Genomic DNA, 19,993 nt, shown 5'->3' on the forward strand with positions numbered 1-19,993 from the left:
CAGTCTCAGGACAGGCTCACAGCGCAGGCTCAGGGCGTCGAGGGCGTCGCGTCCCAGGTCGCCAGGTATTCCTGCCAGTGCGGCGCATTGCTGGCCTGCAGGGTCTCGCGTACCAGGTCGATCTCGGCTTGATAGGACGCTGTGTCGAGCTCGCCGCGCAAGAAACGGAATCGGCAATACACGAGCCAGGTGTTGACGACGTCGGTTTCGCAATACGCGCGGACCTCGTCTGCGCGACCGGCTTGCCACGCGGGCCATACCTGTCCGCCGTCCATGCCCAGTTTGCCGGGAAAACCGCAAAGCTTGGCAAGCTCGTCGAGTGGCGCATTGGCACGCCCGTTGTACTTGGCCAGCAGGTCCATCAGGTCGATATGACGGTTGTGATAACGACTGATGTAGTTGTTGTACTTGAAGTCGCGGTCCTCGTCACCGGTATCCCAATAGCGCGGCGCGGGCACACCATGAATCAGACTACGATAGTGCAACACCGGCAAATCAAACCCCGAGCCGTTCCAGCTGACCAGCCTGGGCGTATAACGCTCGATGGTTTTAAAGAAGCCATTGATCAGGGTGGCCTCGGGGTCGTCGGGTTGCCCCAGGGTTTTGACACGAAAGCCCTGGTCATCGCGAAACACGCAGCCGATGACGGCGATGCGTTGTAGATGCAGTGGCAGAAAATCGTGCCCGACGGCCTCGCGGCGCGCCTGAAAGGCACGCTCGGCGACCTCATCGTCGGGCACGTCGGGCCCCCATCCATTGAGCTTGCGCAACCCGTCTATGTCGGGCAGCGTTTCCAGGTCAAAGACGAGTGTCGGGGTCATCGCGCCGGCAGGTACTTCAGCGGGTCAACCGGGGTGCCCTGACGGCGGATCTCGAAATGCAGTCGCGGCGACGTGGTGTCGCTCTGGCCGATTTCGGCGATCTTGGAGCCGCGCTTGACGGCCGCACCCGTCTTCACCAACAGAGTCTGGTTATGTGCGTAGGCGGTAATAAACCCATTTTGGTGATTGATGATGATCAGGTTACCCAGACCACGCACGCCGTTGCCGCTGTACATCACCTTGCCGTCGGCCGCGGCGACCACGGGAGCGCCCAGCGAGCCGCCGATGTCGATGCCCTTGGCGGCGGTGGTAAAGGATTGCGTGATCGGGCCGCTGGCGGGCCATCCCCAGCTAATCAGGTTGGCATCGTCGGCACGCGGAGGCGGGGGTTCGGTGCTGGCAGGCGGCGTGGAGGGTGTCGTCGCCGTGGCGGGCGGCGTCACAACAGGAGGCGTCGTATCCGGCGGTGTCGTGCCGGGTGTCGTATCGGACGGAGTGGTCGGCGACGTCGTGCCCGTGGCACTGTCCGGCAGGGGCACCGGCTTTGTAGTGGTGGACGAGGACGGCGCGGACGACGATGGCGTCGTCGAGGTCGCGGCGCTCGCGGTCGTCGTGCCCGTCAGCGTGAGGACCTGTCCGACGCTCAGTTGATTCGCATCGTTGATGTTGTTCAGGCTCTTGAGCGTGTTGACGTCGAGATTGTAGCTGCGAGCGATCTGGTACAGCGTATCGCCGGGCTTGACCACGTAGGTCTGGCCGGGTTGCGCGGTGCCGACGCCGCCGGACGATCCGCCCTTGGACAAATCGACGACCGGCGCGCGCGTCGTGGTGCTCGAGCACCCCGCTATCAACGCCAAGCCAAAGACACCGGCTACCCATGCCGCGCGACGCGTCAGCCGAGCAAACGACACCTGGGGAAATGATTGTTTGGTCAGTGATAACTGCCGGTTGAGCATGTAGTTCTCCTGGTTGCTCAAGATTGTATTCCGGCCCGAAGCGGTACAAAACGTACCGCCTCTAACTCGGTGCGCTTCCAAGCCGAAGTACCAGTGCGTTCAATCAACACCAATCTCTGGTTGGACGTGCCCTCGGGAGCGATCAGACGGCCGCCCGGCGCCAACTGTGTCAACAACGCCTGGGGGATAGCCAGCCCGGCCGCAGCCACAACAATAGCATCGAACGGCGCGATGCCGGGTAACCCTATCATGCCATCGCCGTGAATCAAGCGTACGCGCGTGGCCAAACGCAAAGCACGCAGATTGCTGCGAGCCAATTCAAAAAGCCCGCGAATGCGTTCGATCGCGTGCACTTCCCGGACAAACTGGGCGAGAACGGCTGCTTGATAGCCGCAACCGGCACCGACCTCCAGCACACGGGTCGGCTCGCGGTCTTCGCACACGGCGGCGATCATCCGCGCCACGATCTTCGGTTGAGAAATCGTTTGCGAGTGCCCGATCGGCAACGCGGCGTCTTCGTAAGCACGACTCGCCAAAGCCTCATCCACAAAGACATGGCGCGGCACTGCCGCCATCGCGTTGAGCACACGCTCGTCGGTGATCCCGCCATCGCGCAGGCGTTGCACCATGGCCTGGCGCAAACGATCGGAATTCAGGCCCAGATTGCTGGCCTTGCCCGCAGGTTGGCCGGCAGGCGCAGGTCGAACCAGGGTGGCGGGCGAAATACGCGTGTTGCTATTGGTCGCGGTAAAGCCGGGCGCCAACCCCGTCTTGTTGTAACTCGCGGTCGTCCTGGGACGACCCGGCTGATCTGGCGGAATTACAGGCTTGCGCATAGTGGCTCCGCCCAGCCTCGGATCTCGTCCAGTTGGCTGTGTTGGGTCAAGTCCAGGCGCAAGGGTGTTACCGACACTTGCCCCTGGAGAATCGCGTGAAAATCCGTTCCTGGCGAGGCGTCAGCCGCCAAGCCGACGGGGCCAATCCAGTACACCGTATCGCCATAGGGTGTCGTTGTGCGAACGACGGGCTCTGACGGATGGCGTTTGCCCAGGCGGGTGACTTGCAAGCCGCCCATCTGCTCGAAAGGCCGGCACGGAATATTGACGTTAAGCAAGACTGGCGCGGCCAGCGGCTGCGCGATTTGTCGTTCCACCACGACACGAGCGGCGCGCGCGGCAGATTCCAGGTGTTCCCACCCTTTTTCAACTAACGAAAAGGCAATCGCGGGAATCCCGAACAAATAGGCCTCGGCAGCGGCCGCAACGGTGCCCGAATACAGGGTGTCGTCGCCCATGTTGGCGCCATTGTTGATCCCCGATACCACCAGATCGGGCCGGGCATCTACCAACCCCGTCAATGCCACGTGAACGCAATCGGAGGGCGTGCCATTGACGCAGACAAAGCCATTGGAGGCGGTGCGCACCGTCAAGGGGCGGTTAAGGGTCAGGGAATTTGACGCGCCACTGTGATTGGTCTCGGGAGCGACGACGGTGATCTCGCCTAGCCCTTGCAGCGCGTCAACCAGCGCTTCGAGCCCAGGGGCGCTATAACCATCATCGTTCGACACCAGAATTCGCATTGTGTATCCAAAAAAATCACACGAAGTAAAACGCCGTCGATTGTACCGCTGGAGAATGTCCGCCCGAAAGCGGCATGCGGATTGTGCCTGGTCTTGACGCATATGGATAACCCGCAGACGCGCCCGTGCCGCTCGCGCGGTAGAATCCGCAGCCACGACCCTTATGCAATGGATGCTTTCTCATGGTGCAGACCGCTCCCTCGTTCCTGTTCAGTGCCTCGCTGATTGCGCTGGCGTATCTGATTGGTTCGATTCCATTCGCCGTTATCGTCAGCAAGCTGATGGGGTTGCAAGACCCCCGCAGCTACGGATCGAAAAATCCCGGCGCGACGAATGTGCTGCGCAGCGGCAATAAAGTGGCCGCGGCGCTAACCTTGGTGGGCGATGCCGCCAAAGGCTGGTTTGCGCTATGGCTGGCCCACAAACTGGCGCCGGGCCTATCGTGGAATGGCTACGCCTTCGTGGCGCTGGCCGTGTTCCTGGGCCATTTGTACCCGATTTTCCTGAAATTCAAGGGCGGCAAGGGCGTGGCCACCGCGCTGGGCATCCTCTTGGCCATACATCCGATGCTGGCGCTGGCCACGGCGCTGACCTGGGTGATCATTGCCGTTTTCTCGCGCTACTCGTCGCTCGCCGCTCTGGTGGCAGCCTTTTTTGCGCCGGTGTATTACCTGTTTGGCTCGGGCGTCGCCTGGTATGCCCAGGCCCCCGTAGGCATTGCCCTGGCCGTCATCAGCCTGCTGTTGTTTTATCGCCACCGCGCCAATATCGGCCGCTTATTGACCGGCAAAGAAAGCCGCATCGGCGGGAAAAAGGGCCCCCACGCGGCGCCGTAGGCTTGCTGCCCCCCAAGGGGGCGTTTTTTGCCTTGGGCCGGCCCGGCGGCAAAAAGGCCCCCACGCGGCGCCGTAGGCTTACTGTCCACCTCGCGGCACGCTGCCTACGCCGGCGTGCTCACGCAGATATCGGCCAGATCCCAGCGCGGGCGTACGGTAAAGGCATGGTCACCAGCCTGTAATGACACCAGTCCGGCTTTGACGCGCTCGGAGGCTGCGAACGCAATCATCGCGCCGTTATCCGTACACAAGGCCAGCGGCGGAAAATAAGCCTGCGCGCGCAAGGGCCGCATGGCCTGCGCCAACTGGGCGCGCAGCAATGCATTGGCTCCCACGCCACCGGCGACGACCAACCTTTTCAGGCCGGTTTGCCGGAGCGCCTTGACCGCCTTGGAGACCAGCACGTCGACAATCGCCGCCTGCGTCGCGGCGGACAAATCGGCGCGTGTTTGCTCGTCCAAGCCCGAGCCTGAGCGCTCGGCCTCTCTGACGCGGGTCAATACCGCCGTTTTGAGGCCACTAAAGCTGAAATCGAGATCCGCGCTGTGCAACATGGGACGCGGCAAACTAAAGCGCTGTGCGTCGCCCTGGGCCGCCATGCGCGACAGCGCGGGACCGCCGGGATAGCCCAGGCCCAACAGCTTGGCCGACTTATCAAAAGCCTCCCCCGCCGCGTCATCCAGTGTCTCGCCCAACAAGGCATACTGCCCCACGCCATCGACCCGCATCAATTGTGTGTGCCCGCCGGACACCAGCAGGGCAACGAACGGGAACTTGGGCCGAGGATCGTCCAGCAAGGGCGACAGCAGGTGCCCCTCGAGGTGATGAATCGGAATGGCGGGCAGCCCGCGCGACCAGGCAAATGCCTGGGCTACGCTCGCGCCTACCAACAAGGCCCCCGCCAGCCCCGGGCCGGCGGTATAGGCAACGGCGTTCACATCCTGCAGCGTCAACCCCGCCTCGGCGAGCGCTTGTCGCGCCAGCGGCACCGCGCGGCGGATATGGTCGCGCGACGCGAGCTCCGGCACCACGCCCCCGTATTCCTGGTGCATGGCGATCTGAGAATGCAAGGCATGCGCAAGCAAGCCACGCTCGGTACACACGACGGCAACGCCGGTTTCGTCGCACGAGCTTTCAAAACCTAGAATGATCATGGCCGCGAGTTTACATCTGGTGCGAAAATGGCGGCGTTATCCACCCACAAGATCAACTACCGGGGTCAGACGATGCTGGAGAAGCTATTTAAATTGCGCGAACACGGTACCAACGTCCGTACCGAAGTCGTTGCGGGTTTAACGACATTCCTGACGATGTCCTACATCATCTTCGTCAACCCGGACATTCTGTCGTCCACCGGCATGGATCGCAACGCCGTCTTCGTGGCCACCTGCCTGGCCGCGGCGCTGGGGTCATTCATCATGGCCATGGCGGCCAACTGGCCCATCGGCATGGCGCCAGGGATGGGCTTGAACGCCTTCTTTGCCTTCACAGTCGTCAAGACCATGGGCTACACCTGGGAGCAAGCCCTGGGCGCGGTCTTTATCTCGGGCGTGATTTTCCTGCTGTTGACCGTTACCGGCGTGCGTTCCTGGCTGATCAAGGGCATTCCGCATTCGTTGCGCAGCGCCATCGCGGCCGGTATCGGGCTATTTCTCGCGATCATTGCGCTGTCCACCGCCAAGATCGTCGTCCCGCATCCGGCGACGATGGTAACGCTGGGCGATCTGCGCGAACCCGGGCCCTTGTTTGCCATCTTGGGCTTCTTCATTATCGCGTCGTTGGATGCCCTGCGTGTGCGAGGCGCGATCCTGATCGGGATCCTGATCATCACGCTGCTGTCGATGGCCCTGGGCTACAACGAATTCCACGGGGTATTTTCGGCGCCGCCCAGCCTGGTGCCAACGTTCCTGCAACTGGATATCCTCGGCGCCCTGCATACGGGCTTCGTCCACGTCATTCTGGTCTTTGTCCTGGTCGAGGTCTTTGACGCGACGGGCACCCTGATGGGGGTTGCCAAGCGTGCGGGCCTGGTGCCCGAAAACAAGCCCAACCGTCTGGGCCGCGCCTTGTTCGCCGATAGTACGGCGATTGTGGCGGGCTCGCTACTGGGCACCAGCAGCACCACCGCCTATGCCGAAAGCGCCTCGGGCGTACAGGCGGGCGGCCGCACCGGGCTGACCGCCCTGGTGGTGGCACTGCTGTTCCTGGCCGCCCTGTTCATCTCGCCATTGGCGGGTTCTGTGCCGGGCTATGCCACGGCACCCGCGTTGCTGTATGTCGCGGGCCTGATGATGCGCGAGCTGGTCGAAATCGACTGGAGCGACGTCTCCGAGGCGACGCCGGCCGCCCTGACCACGCTGGTCATGCCTTTCACGTACTCCATCGCCGATGGCCTCGCCTTTGGCTTTATCAGCTATGTCGTCCTGAAAACAGCCACCGGCCAGATCCGTGTTGTGCATCCCGCGACTTGGCTGGTGGCGGTGTTGTTCGTCATACGCTACGCGTTTTTTCCGGGTTAACCCGACCTTGTCTTCTCACGCCGACGACGGGGACCCTTTCACTGACTGGAACCCCGCGTTCTAAATTGATTAATTGAAGTGCACTTCGACTGCGTTGAAAATGACCCGATAACGATAAATCGGAGACATAGATGCGCAACTGCAGCCACAGCTTGCGGGCGATGCTTATCGCCTGTTCACCTTCGGTAATGAGAGCCTCTTGGATAGTTGCATGCATCGCTCTCGCCAGCTGGATTACCGCTTCACCAGTCCTTGCACAAGACAAACAAATCATCAAACTCGGTTGGACCACGACGGATGGCGTAGAGGATCCCTATGCCATTGGGGCCCGGGCGTTCAAGGCCGCTCTTGAGGCGGAGCCAAACGGAAAAAACTTTGATGTCCAGCTCTATCCCAATCGCCAGCTCGGAGACGAAAAGCCGCTGCTAGAAGGGATTCGAATGGGAATGGCGCAGGCCGGTATCATCACTAACGCGGTAGTGGCACAGATCGAGCCTGCGTATCAGCTCAATGATCTGCCCTTCCTTTACTCCTCCTCCGAGCAAGCCTATCAACTGATGGAGGGCGAAGTCGGAAAAAAATTAACCAAGAAGCTTGAAGACAAGGGCATCGCGGTGTTGGGCTATATGGGCGGCGGTTTTCGCAATATGATCAACAACGTCCGACCGGTCAAAACGCCCGAAGATGTGGTCGGCGTCAAGTATCGCGTGATGCAAAGCCCCATCTACATCGGCATGTATAAGGCGCTAGGCGGCAGCCCCGTTCCGATGGCATGGGGCGAGACGTATACCGCAGTACAACAGGGCGCGCTGGACGGATTGGAAATCCCGCTTTCGGTGATCGACTCCACGAAGTCCTATGAGATCACCAAGTACCTGTCGCTGACTCAGCACACGTTCTCCATCATAGAGTTTGTTTTCAACAAACGGTGGCTTGACAAACTGGAGCCTGCTCAGCGTGATGCCGTTATCAGCGCGGCAAGGAAAGCCACGCTCGAACAGCGGCAAGTCACGGAGGAAAACTCGAAAAAACTCGCGGCCGCTCTCGAAAAGAAAGGCATGACGCTCAACACCATTACCGACCCCGCCGCGTTCCGCAAGAAAGTCCAGCCGGTATACGAAGAGTTCAAGCCTCGCATAGGGAGCGACATTCTTGATGCCGCCTTAGCGCAAGTGAACTAAGTGCGTGGCGTGATCAGCGTACTGAAGCTATGTAACGCCATCATTAGCCAGGTGGTGAAAGCCGTCGTGGTTGGCCTGGCCTTCCTGATGGTGATCACGATCTGTTGGCAAGTCGCGATGCGTTTTGCCTTCAATGATCCTCCCTCCTGGACAGAGGAATTCGCCCTGCTGTTATTCAGTTGGTCGATGTTGCTCATGTTGGCGGTGGGCGTCAGAGAGGCATTTCATGTCCGCATGGATATTCTCGTTGAGCGAATGCCGGCAGGTGGCCGTCAGTGGCTGGAATCTCTAATCTGCGTCGCAACGTTAGCGTTTGGCGTCTATCTCGCAATAGCCGGCGTTGATTATGTACGCGAAATGCGCGGATCCAGCTCTGCCGCGATGGGATATCCGATCGCGTTGCTGTATAGCGCGGCGCCCGTCTGTGGCGGATTGATCTGCCTGTTCAGCCTTGAAAGGTTGCTGTCTTTCGTCGCGCCGGGAGACAGCGCATGAGCACGAGCGCCTGGATTTTGACAGTGGGCTTTGCCGGCATGGTGGTGCTCGGCGTCCCGTTCGTCTTTGCAATCGGCCTGGCGGTGACCGCAGTCATTGTTGTCGCCGACATTCCGCTCATGCTGCTTCCGCAGACCATGGTGGCGGGTACGCAATCGTTCAGTCTCTTGGGTATCCCGTTCTTCATGCTCGCGGGAGAGCTGATGTCCGCAGGCGGATTGTCACGCCGGCTGATCGCCGTCGCTGATGTGTGCGTTCGACATTTACTGGGTGGGCTCGGGCACGTCACCATTGTCGCGGCGTGCATTTTTGCGGCGATCTCGGGCTCAGCGCCTGCCACGACCGCTGCCATTGGTAGCACCATGATCCCGGCGATGGCCGAGCGCGGCTATGCGAAATCCTACGCCACGTCGCTAACGGTCAGCGCGGGCGTATTGGCCCCTCTGATTCCCCCCTCCATTGCATTCATCATCTGGGGAGTGATCGCGGAGCAATCCATCTCGAAGCTTTTCCTTGCGGGCATTATTCCGGGACTGCTGATGGCGCTGGGACTGTCAGCGCTCGTGGCGTGGCGGGCTCATGGCGACAAGATACCGCGACTCCCCCGCGCCAGCGCAGCCGAAGTCAGGAGCGCATTGCGCAAAGGCGTTTGGGCATTGCTGGCCCCCGTCATTGTGCTGGGCGGGATCTACGGGGGTATCTTTACGCCCACTGAAGCGGCCGCGGTCGTTTGTCTATATAGCCTGGTGGTCGGCCTTTTTATTGAAAAGCGGCTGCGCTTTGCTCAACTCCCCACCGTGTTCCTGAAAGCCATGACGATCAGCGCTATCGTCATGGGCATTGTTGCCGTATCAGGGGGTATGGGCGTCCTGGTGGCCCAGGAACAATTTGCCACCCGTTTGGCGACCTTTCTGAATGCGTCGATTCACCAGCAATGGATCATGTTGATGATCCTCAATCTAGGATTTTTCTTGCTGGCCGCGGTCATGGACGAGATCGCACTCATGCTGATTTTTGGGCCCATGCTCATTGCCATTGGCCACCAATTTGGAATCGACCCCATTCATTTCGGGGCGATGATCGTCACGAATGTGGCCATCGGCATGGCGGCTCCCCCGATTGGATATTGCCTCTTCGTCGGGGCCGCCATCAGTGGAGAGCGCTTGATCAACATAGCCAGAGCGATTTGGCCCCAGATCGTGATGATGGTTCTGGTCCTGATCCTGGTGACCTATGTTCCCGCATTTTCTTTGTATTTCGTCCGATGACTCACTTGATGTGCGCCGCGGAGACACGTTGGTTTTGCCCGCTATATACCCGCTTCATTGACCGCTAAACAAAGGGTTTCGTCATGAACACTTCGAAGTTGAACGTACGTGCCTCGGTTTCCGACGCAGAATGGGAAACTCGAGTCAACCTGGCCGCCTGCTACCGCCTGATGCCCATGTTCGGCATGAGTGACCTCGTCTATAACCACATCACGGCACGCGTGCCGGGCGATGAGGACCGACTGCTTATCAATCCCTACGGATTCATGTATGAAGAGATCACGGCGTCCAGTCTGATCACTATCAATCTGGCCGGGGATGTGCTCCTGAATCCGCATGACCATTACGATGTCAATTTGGCTGGCTATGTTATTCACAGCGCCGTCCACGGGGCCCGCCATGATGTCCAGTGCGTGATTCATACGCACTCGCGTGCCGGCATGGCGGTTTCCGCGCTGGACTGTGGCTTGCTGCCGTTAACACAAACCGCGATGCGCTTTGGCGCCATTGCCTATCATGAATATGAGGGTCCCGCGGTAGACACCGACGAGCAAGTACGGTTGACAAAAGATCTCGGTAAAAATGACGCCATGGTCTTGCGAAACCATGGCTTGCTCGTCGCGGCGGTGGACATCGCACAAGCCTTCAATACGATGTATTGGCTCGAGATGGCCTGCCGCGCCCAAATCGACGCCATGGCGTGCAATACCGATCTGCGTTACCCCTCGAAAGAAGTGATTGCAAAAACCGCTCATTTGTATAGACCTGAAACGCGACGCCCCTATGGGGTGATGGAATGGCCGGCGATGCTGCGCATGCTGGACCGTCGCGATCGCTCATATCAAGACTGACGCGAGCCAGGGTTGGGCTTTTTGCCGCCGGGCCGCCCCAAGGCAAAAACACCGATTGACGTTAGCTATCAACCCGATCGACCGCAAGGTTGATCGGGTTTTCCCTTGATTTCGCCTATACACTCCCCAAATATTAGTTAAACGCGTAGCCCAGCGGCGCGCCTCGCCCGTTACTTCTGGAGTTTTTCTACATGACCGAGTTGGCTCGCGTACCCTTTTCCGTATTGGATCTCGCCCCGATTGTTCAGGGCGGTGATCCGACCAGCGCGTTCCGCAATACTGTCGACCTGGCCCAACACGTGGAGCGCTGGGGCTACCAGCGATTCTGGTTGGCCGAGCATCACAACATTAATGGCATTGCCAGCAGCGCCACGGCGGTCCTCATTGGCCACGTCGCCGCGCATACCAAGACCCTGCGTGTCGGCTCGGGCGGCGTGATGCTGCCGAATCATGCGCCGCTGATCATCGCAGAGCAGTTCGGCACGCTGGAAAGCCTGTTTCCCGGCCGTATCGACCTCGGCCTGGGCCGCGCGCCCGGCAGTGACGGCGCAACGCAACAAGCGCTGCGTCGCGGCCCCCGCAGCGGTTTTGATTTCCCCGAGTTGCTGGCCGAACTGCGCGCTTTTCTCGCACCGGCCGCGCCGGATCAGGCGGTACGCGCCATTCCGGGCGCCGGCCTGGACGTCCCGATCTGGCTCTTGGGGTCGAGTGATTTCAGCGCGCGACTGGCTGCGGAACTAGGCCTGCCCTTTTCGTTTGCCGGCCATTTTTCGCCGGAAGGCATGGCCGCGATGCGCTTGTATCGACATTTGTTCAAGCCCTCCGCGACACTGTCCCGTCCGTACGCGATGATCGGCGTGCCGGTGATTGCGGCAGATACGGACGAGCAGGCACACCATTTGTCGACAACGCAGCAGTTGAAGTTCTTGTCGCTGATTCGCGGCAATCGCCTGCAGTTGCAACCGCCGGTGGAAAGCATGGAGGGCCTCTGGAACGAGTGGGAACGCCAAGCTGTGCATCAAAAGTTGGCCGCGTCTATTGTGGGCGGCCCCGAAACGGTCAAACAAGGACTGCAATCTCTTATCGCGCGCACTGAGGCCGACGAGGTCATGATTGTGTCGGACTTCTTCCGTCACGAGGACCGTCTGCGTTCGTATGAAATCCTGGCCTCTCTGAAAAATGAAGGAATCTGACATGAGTAATACTGTTGAACTGACGCAAGCTTCTTTTCAGGACTCGATCAAGCCGGACAATACGGTGATTGTCGATTTCTGGGCTCCCTGGTGTGGTCCGTGCAAGGGTTTCGCACCGGTGTTTGACCAAGCGGCCGAGCAGCATCCAGATGTCATGTTCGCCAAGGTCAATACCGATGTTGAGCAGGAGCTGGCGGGCGCACTGGGAATTCGTTCTATTCCTACGCTGATGGTTTTCCGCGAACAGGTACTGTTGTTTTCGCAACCGGGGGCTTTGTCTGCCGGGCAGCTTGCGGAGCTGCTGGAGAAGATCAAGTCTGTCGATATGGCGAAGGTTCACGAAGAGATCGCCGCGGCGGCTAAGGAATCTGGGTCTGGTTCTGGCGAACAGGCTTAAGTTCTGATGTAGCAGGTATCGCGTTTTTGCGCGGCAAGGTTGCTTGTTGCCTCGGTGTTTGTACTTTAGACGCAGAGGGCCGGTGCGTGTGAGTGACGCCGGCCTAATCACCGCGGCTCGGCCCAGCCAGGGGCCTCGGCCCCGCTACGCGGGACTACCCGCGGTTCAAAAGGCCGGCGTCACTCACACGCACCGGCCCTCTGCTCGCAATATCATTATGCATAGCGTGTTGGGCGCATTTGCGTTTGGCGATTTGTTTGCTTGTCAGCGGCCGAATGTTGGTATCCGTGGCAAAGCATAAACAACGCTCGCAAGAACCAACAACCGTGACGAACGAGCTATCGCCGTAAGGACTCCCAGGATTTCATCAGCCGCTTCACTGACACCGGCATGGGCGTGCGTAATTCCTGTGCGAATAAGGCGACGCGCAGTTCTTCGAGTAGCCAGCGGAATTCGTCCAATGCGGGGTCCGGTGCGCCTTTGAGGGCTGAGCGGGTGCGTTGGTATTGGGTGAGAAGTGGCGCCATGTCGGACATCAGGCGCGCGTCTCGTGTGGGATCGATCCGTAATTTGTCTATGCGTGCCACGGCAGCTTTCAGGTAGCGTGCGAAATGCGTGAGGTGTGTGTACGGAGTATCGCGGATGAACCACTTGGGCACTAAGGTACCGATCTGCTGTTGTAAGTCGGCATAGGCGGCTGCGTGCGGCTTGGCCTGCGGCAGTTTGCGCTGCAGGGCTGCGTATTCGATCAGCACCGCGTGAGACAGGCGGGCGACCTCTTGGGCCAGGAGGCCCAGGCGGCCTTTGCCGTCTTGGCGGCGGGCTTCGAAGGCTTGTTCATTGGCGGGCCACGGGTCCGTCAGGCACGCCTGGGCAAGCGCGCAGTCGATAATCTGGTCGCGCAGGTCGTCCTGGGTTCCCAGATTCATATACAGCATGCTCATTTTGGTAAGGTCGGGCAAGTTCTTTTCCAGGAACTTGACCTGTTCGCGCAGGCCGATACGGAATAGGCGCAATAAGCCAGCGCGGTGGTGGCGCTTGGCTTCGTCGGGATCGTCGAAGACGTCCAGATCGCAGTGGGTGCCACGGTCGATGAGGGCTGGGTAGCCGATTACGGATTGGCCTTTGCGTTTGATCTCCATGATTTCGGGCAAGGGGCCGAAGGACCAAGAGGTCAGGTTTTCGTGGGCCAGGGCTTGAGCGACGCCGGCATCGCGTACGGCCAGTTGCTGGAAAGTGGCTTGTGCCTGTTTGCCGAATTCGGCTTTTAGCTGGGCCAGATTACGGCCTGCGGCCAGCATGCGGCCATGTTCGTCGACCACCCTGAAGTTCATGAACAGATGGGCGGGCAAGGTTTCGAGCTTAAAGTCACCGACGGCCGGGCGTACCTGTACCTGGTCCCACATGTCGGCGATCAGCGCATCGACCAGGCCGCGTTGCGGGTCGGCCTGGCGCTCATACCAGCGGTCGTAGAAGCCGGCGGCATAGTCCGGCAAGGGGACGCAATGGCGACGCAGTTTTTGCGGCAACGACTTGAGCAGCAGGTGTGCCTTTTCTTTCAACATGCCTGGCACGAGCCATTCGCAGCGGGCAGGGTCGATCTGGTTGAGTGCGAACAGCGGGACGGACAGTGTGACGCCGTCGCGCGCGGAACCGGGCTCGAAATGGTAGTCGAGCGACATGACGACGCCCTGCCATTCGACCTGTTTGGGAAACACATCGGTGGTGACGCCTGCGGCCTCGTGACGCATGAGTTCGTCACGGGTCAGCATCAAGGCGGCAGCCGCTTGTTTGTCCAGGCCGTGGACCCATTTTTCCAGGGTGGCTGTTTGCGAGATGCCTTCTGACAACTGGCGGTCGTAGAACGCGTAGATCAGTTCTTCGTCGACCAGGATATCGGGGCGGCGTGTCTGGTGCTCCAGTTTTTCGATGCCCGCGATAAGCTTGCGATTGTGGGCGACGAAGGGCAAGCGTGTGTCGATTTCGCTCGGCACCAGAGCCTGCCGGATGAAGAGCTCGCGCGCGTGTTGCGGATTGACGCGGCCGTAATGAATACGGCGGCCGGCATAAATAATCAGTCCGTACAGCGTGGCGCGTTCGTTCGCGACCACCTGCCCTGCTTTCTTTTCCCAGCGCGGATCCGACCAATTGCGACGCAACAGATGTGCGGCCACGCGTTCGAGCCAGACGGGCTCGATGCGCGCCACGCAGCGAGCGTATAGCCGCGTGGTCTCGACCAGCTCGGCGGCGATAATCCAGCGTCCGCCTTTTTTCGCCATTCGCGAGCCGGGATGAATGTGAAACCGAATATCACGTGCACCGCGGTAATGCCCCCCTTCGTCGCTTTTGAAACCGATATTGCCCAGCAAGCCGGCCAACAGCGCCATATGCAGCTGTTCATAGGTGGCTTCAGTTTGGTTGACGCGCCACCCTTGCTCGCCCACGACGGCGGCCAATTGCGTATGCACGTCGTGCCATTCGCGCAGGCGGATAGGCGACAGGAAGTTCTGGCGCAACAAAGCCACCAGCTTACGTTGCGACGCCTTGTGTTGCACCTGTTCACCGTACCAGCGCCAGAGTTTCAGAAAGGAGATGAACTCCGATTTGTCGTCCGCGAATTTGGCGTGTGCCGCTTCGGCGGCTTCGCGCTCGGCCATGGGGCGGTCACGTGGATCTTGTACGGATAGGGCCGACGCGATGATCAACATCTCGGCCAGACATTGCTGCTCGCGCGCGGCCAAGATCATGCGACCGATGCGGGGGTCGACCGGAAGCTTGGCCAGCTCGTGCCCGATGCTTGTCAGCACATATGAGGACCCCGTGCGGGTCGCATCACCGGCTTCAGTGGCTTCGTCATCCTCAGACGCCGAGGCCAACTCGATCGCGCCGAGTTCTTGCAGCAGATGGTAGCCATCCGCGATAGCGCGTCCCGGTGGCGCCTCGACAAACGGAAACTGCTCGATGTCGTCCAGTTTCAGGGACTTCATGCGCAAGATCACCGAGGCTAGCGATGAACGCAGCACTTCGGGGTCGGTAAACGCCGCGCGCCCGTTGAAGTCCAACTCATCATAGAGCCGAATACATACGCCCGGACCCACGCGGCCGCAGCGGCCGGCGCGCTGATTGGCCGAGGCGCGACTAATGGGCTCAATGCGCAGTTGCTCGACCTTGTTGCGCCACGAATAGCGCTTGATACGCGCCAGCCCGCTGTCGATCACAAAACGAATACCGGGCACGGTCAACGAGGTCTCGGCGACGTTGGTGGCCAGGACGATGCGACGCGCATTCGTGCGTGGATGAAAGATTTGCTCTTGCTCGGCCTGTGAGAGCCGGGCAAATAATGGAAGAACCTCGGTGCCCGCCGGATGCTTTTTGCGCAGGGCCTCGGCCGATTCACGAATCTCGCGCTCACCGGGCAGAAACACCAGCACGTCACCCGGGCCGTGGCGCGCACATTCGTCGACAGCGTCAACAATGGCATCGATCAGGTCGCGCTCTTCGTCGCCCGCCAAACGCTCGCGGTTCGGCTTGTTGCTGTTGGGGGCTTGCTCGTCGTCTGTCTCGTCGCGCACCGGACGATAGCGTACCTCGACGGGATACAGGCGTCCCGATACCTCGATGACCGGCGCGAGGCGGTCTTCCGAGGCGGCGAAATGGCGGGCAAAACGCTCAGCGTCGATGGTCGCCGAGGTGATGATGACTTTTAGATCGGGGCGCCGCGGCAGCAGTTGCTTGAGGTAACCGAGCAGAAAGTCGATATTCAGGCTGCGCTCGTGCGCCTCGTCGATGATCAGGGTGTCATAGCGGCGCAATAGCGGGTCGCGCTGCGACTCGGCCAGCAAAATACCGTCGGTCATCAACTTGACCGACGCGTTCGGGCCCGTGCGATCGTTGAATCGCACTTGATAGCCGACAATTTCCCCTAACGAGGTCTTCAGCTCTTCGGCGATCCGCTTGGCAACCGAGGTCGCGGCCAGACGGCGCGGCTGGGTATGGCCGATCATGCGTTGACGGCCCCGACCCAGCTCCAGACAGATCTTGGGTAACTGGGTCGTCTTGCCGGACCCGGTCTCGCCACTGACAATCACGACCTGATGGCCCGCGATCGCACGCGCGATTTCCTCGCGTCGAGCACTGACGGGCAAATCCTCAGGATAGGTGATGACGGGAATGGGCCGCTCGGGGCGCGGCGTCTTGCCGCGCGCGGGCGCAGGGGAAACTTCAGGCATGTAAGATTTGTCCTTTGATCCCCTATTATAAAAAACTGTTGCTCGCGTGCTGCTGAGCCCAATTGATCCACCGCGCGTACCCGCTCGCGGTCATATAATTTCGCGCAGCGCCGCGTTCTGCAGCGCCAACCACGCCCACCCCGCGTGCCCTCGTCATACAGGAACAACGACCGCCCATCATGTCCGACCAGGAATACGATACCGTCTCCGCCCAAGATGCCCCCGAATTCGCCGCCGCACAATTCGTCCGATGGTTCCGCGATGTGGCGCCATACGTTCATGCGTTCCGAGGCAAGACCTTCGTGGTCGCCTTTGGCGGAGATCTGGTGCAGGTCGGCGCGCTCAACACCCTGGTGCAAGACCTGTCGCTGCTGTCGGCGCTGGGTGTACGGCTGGTCCTGGTGCACGGATCGCGTCCCCAGGTCAATGAGCAACTGCGCCTGAAAGGCTACACCCAGCAATTCGATCGCGGCCTGGCGCCCACGGACCCCGCCGCGCTAGAGTGCGCCAAAGAGGCCGCGGGCGAAATCCGGCTCGATATCGAGGCCGCTTTCAGCCAGGGGTTGCCCAACACCCCGATGTCGCATTCGCATATCCGGGTGATTTCGGGCAATTTTGTCACCGCCCGCCCCACTGGCGTGCTTGACGGCGTCGACTACCAACACACCGGGCAAGTACGCAAAATCGACGTCGACGCCCTAAAGTTCGCCATCGAAAAAGGCACGATCGTGCTGTTGTCGCCGCTGGGTTTTTCCCCTACGGGCGATGCCTTCAACCTGGCCATGGAAGACCTGGCCACCAGCGTCGCAGTTGCCCTGCGTGCCGAAAAGCTGATTTTTCTGTCCGGTTCGCCAGGCGTGCTGGCGCCCGACGGCTCGGTCGATACGGAATTGGCGCGCATTGACGCCGATACCCTGCTGCAACAAGAAGGCGATCTGGACGAGGACACGGCTTTTTATCTGCGCCATGCGTCCTTAGCGGTCAAACGTGGCGTCGCCCGCGCTCATCTGGTGCCATATGCGCTGGACGGCAGCGTGCTGCTCGAGATCTTTACCCACGATGGCGTGGGCACGATGGTGGTCGAAGACACCCTGGACGATCTGCGCCCGGCCACCCTGGACGACGTCGGCGCCATTCTGAGCCTGATCGAACCGCTCGAGGCCGATGGCACTCTCGTGCCGCGCCCCCGCAGCGTCATCGAGCGCGAAGTCGAACACTTCACTGTGCTCGAGCACGACGGCGTTATTTACGGTTGTGCCGCGCTACACCCGTATCCGGAAGAGCACATGGCCGAAATGGCCTGCCTGATTGTGCACCCGGAGTGGCAAAGCTCGGGCGAAGGCGAAATGTTGCTGCGCCACATGGAGTCGCGCGCCCGCGCCATGGGTGCGCGCCGACTGTTTGTGCTGACCACACGTACGTCGCACTGGTTCATCAAGCGCGGTTTTGTACAGGGCGGCATCGCGGATCTGCCGCGCGACAAGCAAAACCACTACAACCGGTCGCGCAACAGCCTGGTATTCATCAAAAAACTATAAGCTACGGCGCGGGACAGGCGTCATCATGACGCCCCCCGCCCCACTGAAGCGCCATGCCCGCTAAAATGGCGGGTCTACTATTGAAATCGGCAGTCAACCATGTCCCGTACCGTCAACTGTGTAAAACTGAAACGCGAAGCCGAAGGGCTGGATTTCCCGCCCTATCCTGGCGAAATGGGCACGCGTATCTGGCAAAGCATCTCGAAAGAAGCCTGGGAAGAATGGAAACAGGTCCAGACGCGCCTGGTCAACGAAAATCGCCTGAATCTGGCCGATGCCCGCGCCCGCAAATACCTGCAACAGCAGATGGAGCGCTTTTTGTTTGAAGATGGCAGCGTCGAAGCCCAGGGCTTTGTCCCGCCGTCAGAATAAGCCGCAACATGAAAATGAGCCCACCGCGTGTTGCGGTGGGCTCATTCAGCCAAGCTCAATAACGATTACGCGTCGCTGCTCGAGGCGGAGGTCGTTTCGCTGTTCGAGGCCGACGTCGCCGACTCGTCGGCATCAGTTTCACCGCGCGCCTCGCGCTCGGCATTCTTGGCGCCGGTGTGGCGCACGTCCGCCCCTCTAACCAGATAGATCACCCGTTCCGCCATATTTTTGGCATGATCGCCGATACGCTCCAGCGCACGGGCGATAAACACCATGTCAATAGCGCGCGAAATCGTGCGCGGGTCTTCCATCATGTAGGTAATCAGGTTACGCAGCGCGCCCTTCCACTCACGGTCGACTTCCTTGTCGCTGCGCACGACGTGCGCGGCCAGGATGGGGTCCAAACGCGCAAAGGCGTCCAGCACATCATGCAACATGCGGCCCACGCTGTTGGCCATATGGCGCAATTCGATCACCGGCATAAAGCGCTGATCCGCCTCGTACATGCGGCGCACGGTATTGGCGATTTTCTCGGCCTCGTCGCCGCAGCGTTCCATATCGGTCAGCATCTTGGAGACCGCCAGCATGGTCCGCAGATCAATCGCGGTCGGCTGGTGGCGCGCCAGGATCAGGCCAATGCGCTCGTCAATCTCGACTTCAAAGCGATTCACCTGTTTCTCGCGCTCGCGAACCTTGTCCACCAGATCCATGTCGCCGGTAGGTACCGAGTCGATGGCTTCCTGGATCATCGCCTCGACCAGACCGCCCATTTGCAGAAATTGCGAACGGACGCTTTGCAGATCGGCGTCAAATTGCTTGTTGGTGTGCTCGGTCATCCGGGCTCCATGCGTAGGTGTATTCATAACTTTACCGTTTGTTCGCGATGCATAAGGGGCGTACCGACTGCGAAGCATATGACTTGAATGTGACAAGATTATGAATCGGGTACCGTCCTACGGCAAACCGCTACGCGAATCCGACGCGGCGAGACGAAAAATAGCCCGTCAAGGGCGTTCGAGCCGCTGGATACCGTTCTGGGTCGCCAGGAGCGCCACATGGGCGCCTACCCGGGCAAACAGCCCGCAAGTCACGACCCCTGGCAAGTTATTGACGAGGATCTCGAGGGCGGGCGCGTCGTCAATGTACAGGTCCGACACGTCCAGGATCAGGTTGCCGTTATCCGTGGTCACGCCCTCACGCAGCTTGGGCTGCCCACCCAGGGCGGCCAACGAGCGCGCCACCGACTCACGGGCCATCGGGATGACTTCGACCGGCAACGGAAAACGGCCCAGACGTTCGACCAACTTGGACTCATCCGCGATACAGATGAATCGCTCGGCCACCGATGCGACGATTTTCTCGCGTGTGTGCGCCGCGCCACCGCCTTTGATCATCTGCAAACGGGCATCGATCTCATCAGCGCCGTCCACATAGACCGGCATGGTCGTCACGTCGTTCAGATCCAGTACCTTGAGCCCATGGCCCGCCAAGCGGGCCGCGCTGCGCTCGGAACTGGCCACCGTCCCCCCCAATTTCCCCCGAAACCGGGCTAATCCGTCAATGAAAAGGTCGGCGGTCGATCCCGTGCCCACCCCGATAATCACGTCGGGGCCGACCAGGGGTTCAATGAGGGCCAGCGCCGCGTCGGCGGCCTGCTGCTTAAGTTCTTGCTGCGTAAGCATGATGCGTCAGCGTGCCAAAGCACGCGAAAAGTCAATGAAAAAACCGGTATCCGCAGATACCAATGAATAAGGTGAA

The 19,993-nt window shown here is 60.4% G+C and carries 18 protein-coding genes; 10 read left to right on the plus strand and 8 right to left on the minus strand.

Annotated elements, in window-relative coordinates; genetic code table 11:
- Nucleotides 1–29 precede the first annotated feature (29 nt).
- Genes ACYVDM_RS14635 through surE form a run of 4 tightly spaced genes read right to left on the minus strand, consistent with a single transcriptional unit; the run spans nucleotide 30 to nucleotide 3,356 of the window.
- On the minus strand, nucleotides 30–821 hold the full coding sequence (locus tag ACYVDM_RS14635) for a 3'-5' exonuclease (RefSeq protein WP_415792881.1): 792 nt from the start codon (nucleotides 819–821) through the stop codon (nucleotides 30–32).
- A complete protein-coding gene (locus ACYVDM_RS14640) occupies nucleotides 818–1,777 on the minus strand; it encodes a peptidoglycan DD-metalloendopeptidase family protein (protein WP_415792983.1) in 960 nt (319 codons plus the stop codon). The genes ACYVDM_RS14635 and ACYVDM_RS14640 overlap by 4 nt, the downstream gene beginning before the upstream one ends.
- A 17-nt stretch (nucleotides 1,778–1,794) precedes the next feature.
- Nucleotides 1,795–2,613, minus strand: coding sequence for a protein-L-isoaspartate(D-aspartate) O-methyltransferase (locus ACYVDM_RS14645; RefSeq protein ID WP_415792882.1), 819 nt, complete (start codon nucleotides 2,611–2,613; stop codon nucleotides 1,795–1,797).
- Entirely contained in the window at nucleotides 2,598–3,356 is a 759-nt protein-coding gene (gene surE, locus ACYVDM_RS14650; RefSeq protein ID WP_415792883.1) for a 5'/3'-nucleotidase SurE, read from the minus strand. Before surE ends, ACYVDM_RS14645 begins: the two co-directional genes overlap by 16 nt.
- A 182-nt stretch (nucleotides 3,357–3,538) precedes the next feature.
- Here surE and plsY point away from each other — a divergent pair, with 182 nt between their 5' ends.
- Nucleotides 3,539–4,192, plus strand: coding sequence for a glycerol-3-phosphate 1-O-acyltransferase PlsY (plsY, locus tag ACYVDM_RS14655; RefSeq protein WP_415792884.1), 654 nt, complete (start codon nucleotides 3,539–3,541; stop codon nucleotides 4,190–4,192).
- Between the two features lie 104 nt (nucleotides 4,193–4,296).
- Here plsY and tsaD read toward each other — a convergent pair whose 3' ends face one another.
- The gene (tsaD, locus tag ACYVDM_RS14660; protein ID WP_415792885.1) at nucleotides 4,297–5,346 is read right to left on the minus strand and encodes a tRNA (adenosine(37)-N6)-threonylcarbamoyltransferase complex transferase subunit TsaD; all 1,050 of its coding nucleotides are present in this window, start codon (nucleotides 5,344–5,346) and stop codon (nucleotides 4,297–4,299) included.
- A gap of 72 nt (nucleotides 5,347–5,418) precedes the next feature.
- Here tsaD and ACYVDM_RS14665 point away from each other — a divergent pair, with 72 nt between their 5' ends.
- From ACYVDM_RS14665 to trxA, 7 genes are all read left to right on the plus strand, one after another.
- Nucleotides 5,419–6,711, plus strand: a complete 1,293-nt coding sequence (locus tag ACYVDM_RS14665; RefSeq protein WP_415792984.1) for an NCS2 family permease — start codon at nucleotides 5,419–5,421, stop codon at nucleotides 6,709–6,711.
- A gap of 131 nt (nucleotides 6,712–6,842) precedes the next feature.
- Nucleotides 6,843–7,892: a TRAP transporter substrate-binding protein gene (locus tag ACYVDM_RS14670; protein ID WP_415792886.1), complete on the plus strand. Its 1,050-nt coding sequence runs from the start codon at nucleotides 6,843–6,845 to the stop codon at nucleotides 7,890–7,892.
- Nucleotides 7,893–7,901: 9 nt separating this feature from the next.
- Entirely contained in the window at nucleotides 7,902–8,387 is a 486-nt protein-coding gene (locus ACYVDM_RS14675; RefSeq protein WP_415792887.1) for a TRAP transporter small permease, read from the plus strand.
- Nucleotides 8,384–9,655 carry a TRAP transporter large permease gene (locus tag ACYVDM_RS14680; protein WP_415792888.1) on the plus strand — a complete coding sequence of 424 codons (1,272 nt, stop codon included), beginning with the start codon at nucleotides 8,384–8,386 and terminating at the stop codon, nucleotides 9,653–9,655. Before ACYVDM_RS14675 ends, ACYVDM_RS14680 begins: the two co-directional genes overlap by 4 nt.
- An 83-nt stretch (nucleotides 9,656–9,738) precedes the next feature.
- Entirely contained in the window at nucleotides 9,739–10,506 is a 768-nt protein-coding gene (locus ACYVDM_RS14685; RefSeq protein WP_415792889.1) for a class II aldolase/adducin family protein, read from the plus strand.
- A 191-nt stretch (nucleotides 10,507–10,697) separates the two neighbouring features.
- Nucleotides 10,698–11,699 (plus strand): LLM class flavin-dependent oxidoreductase, encoded by a 1,002-nt coding sequence (locus ACYVDM_RS14690; RefSeq protein WP_415792890.1) that lies wholly within the window; start codon nucleotides 10,698–10,700, stop codon nucleotides 11,697–11,699.
- Between the two features lies 1 nt (nucleotide 11,700).
- Nucleotides 11,701–12,096: a thioredoxin gene (gene trxA / locus ACYVDM_RS14695; RefSeq protein WP_415792891.1), complete on the plus strand. Its 396-nt coding sequence runs from the start codon at nucleotides 11,701–11,703 to the stop codon at nucleotides 12,094–12,096.
- Between the two features lie 338 nt (nucleotides 12,097–12,434).
- Here trxA and hrpA read toward each other — a convergent pair whose 3' ends face one another.
- Complete coding sequence (hrpA, locus tag ACYVDM_RS14700; protein WP_415792892.1) at nucleotides 12,435–16,325, minus strand: ATP-dependent RNA helicase HrpA; 3,891 nt, start codon at nucleotides 16,323–16,325, stop codon at nucleotides 12,435–12,437.
- A 179-nt stretch (nucleotides 16,326–16,504) separates the two neighbouring features.
- Between hrpA and argA the strand changes: the two genes are divergently transcribed.
- Both argA and ACYVDM_RS14710 read left to right on the plus strand, forming a co-directional pair.
- The gene (gene argA, locus ACYVDM_RS14705) at nucleotides 16,505–17,863 is read left to right on the plus strand and encodes an amino-acid N-acetyltransferase (protein ID WP_415792893.1); all 1,359 of its coding nucleotides are present in this window, start codon (nucleotides 16,505–16,507) and stop codon (nucleotides 17,861–17,863) included.
- Nucleotides 17,864–17,962: 99 nt separating this feature from the next.
- Entirely contained in the window at nucleotides 17,963–18,235 is a 273-nt protein-coding gene (locus tag ACYVDM_RS14710) for an oxidative damage protection protein (protein WP_415792894.1), read from the plus strand.
- A gap of 65 nt (nucleotides 18,236–18,300) precedes the next feature.
- Here the strand turns inward: ACYVDM_RS14710 and phoU are convergent, their stop codons facing one another.
- Complete coding sequence (phoU, locus tag ACYVDM_RS14715; protein ID WP_415792985.1) at nucleotides 18,301–19,071, minus strand: phosphate signaling complex protein PhoU; 771 nt, start codon at nucleotides 19,069–19,071, stop codon at nucleotides 18,301–18,303.
- A gap of 168 nt (nucleotides 19,072–19,239) precedes the next feature.
- On the minus strand, nucleotides 19,240–19,917 hold the full coding sequence (gene rpiA / locus ACYVDM_RS14720) for a ribose-5-phosphate isomerase RpiA (RefSeq protein ID WP_415792895.1): 678 nt from the start codon (nucleotides 19,915–19,917) through the stop codon (nucleotides 19,240–19,242).
- Between the last annotated feature and the right edge of the window lie 76 nt (nucleotides 19,918–19,993).

The sequence above is a fragment of the Bordetella tumulicola genome (genome assembly GCF_054779135.1).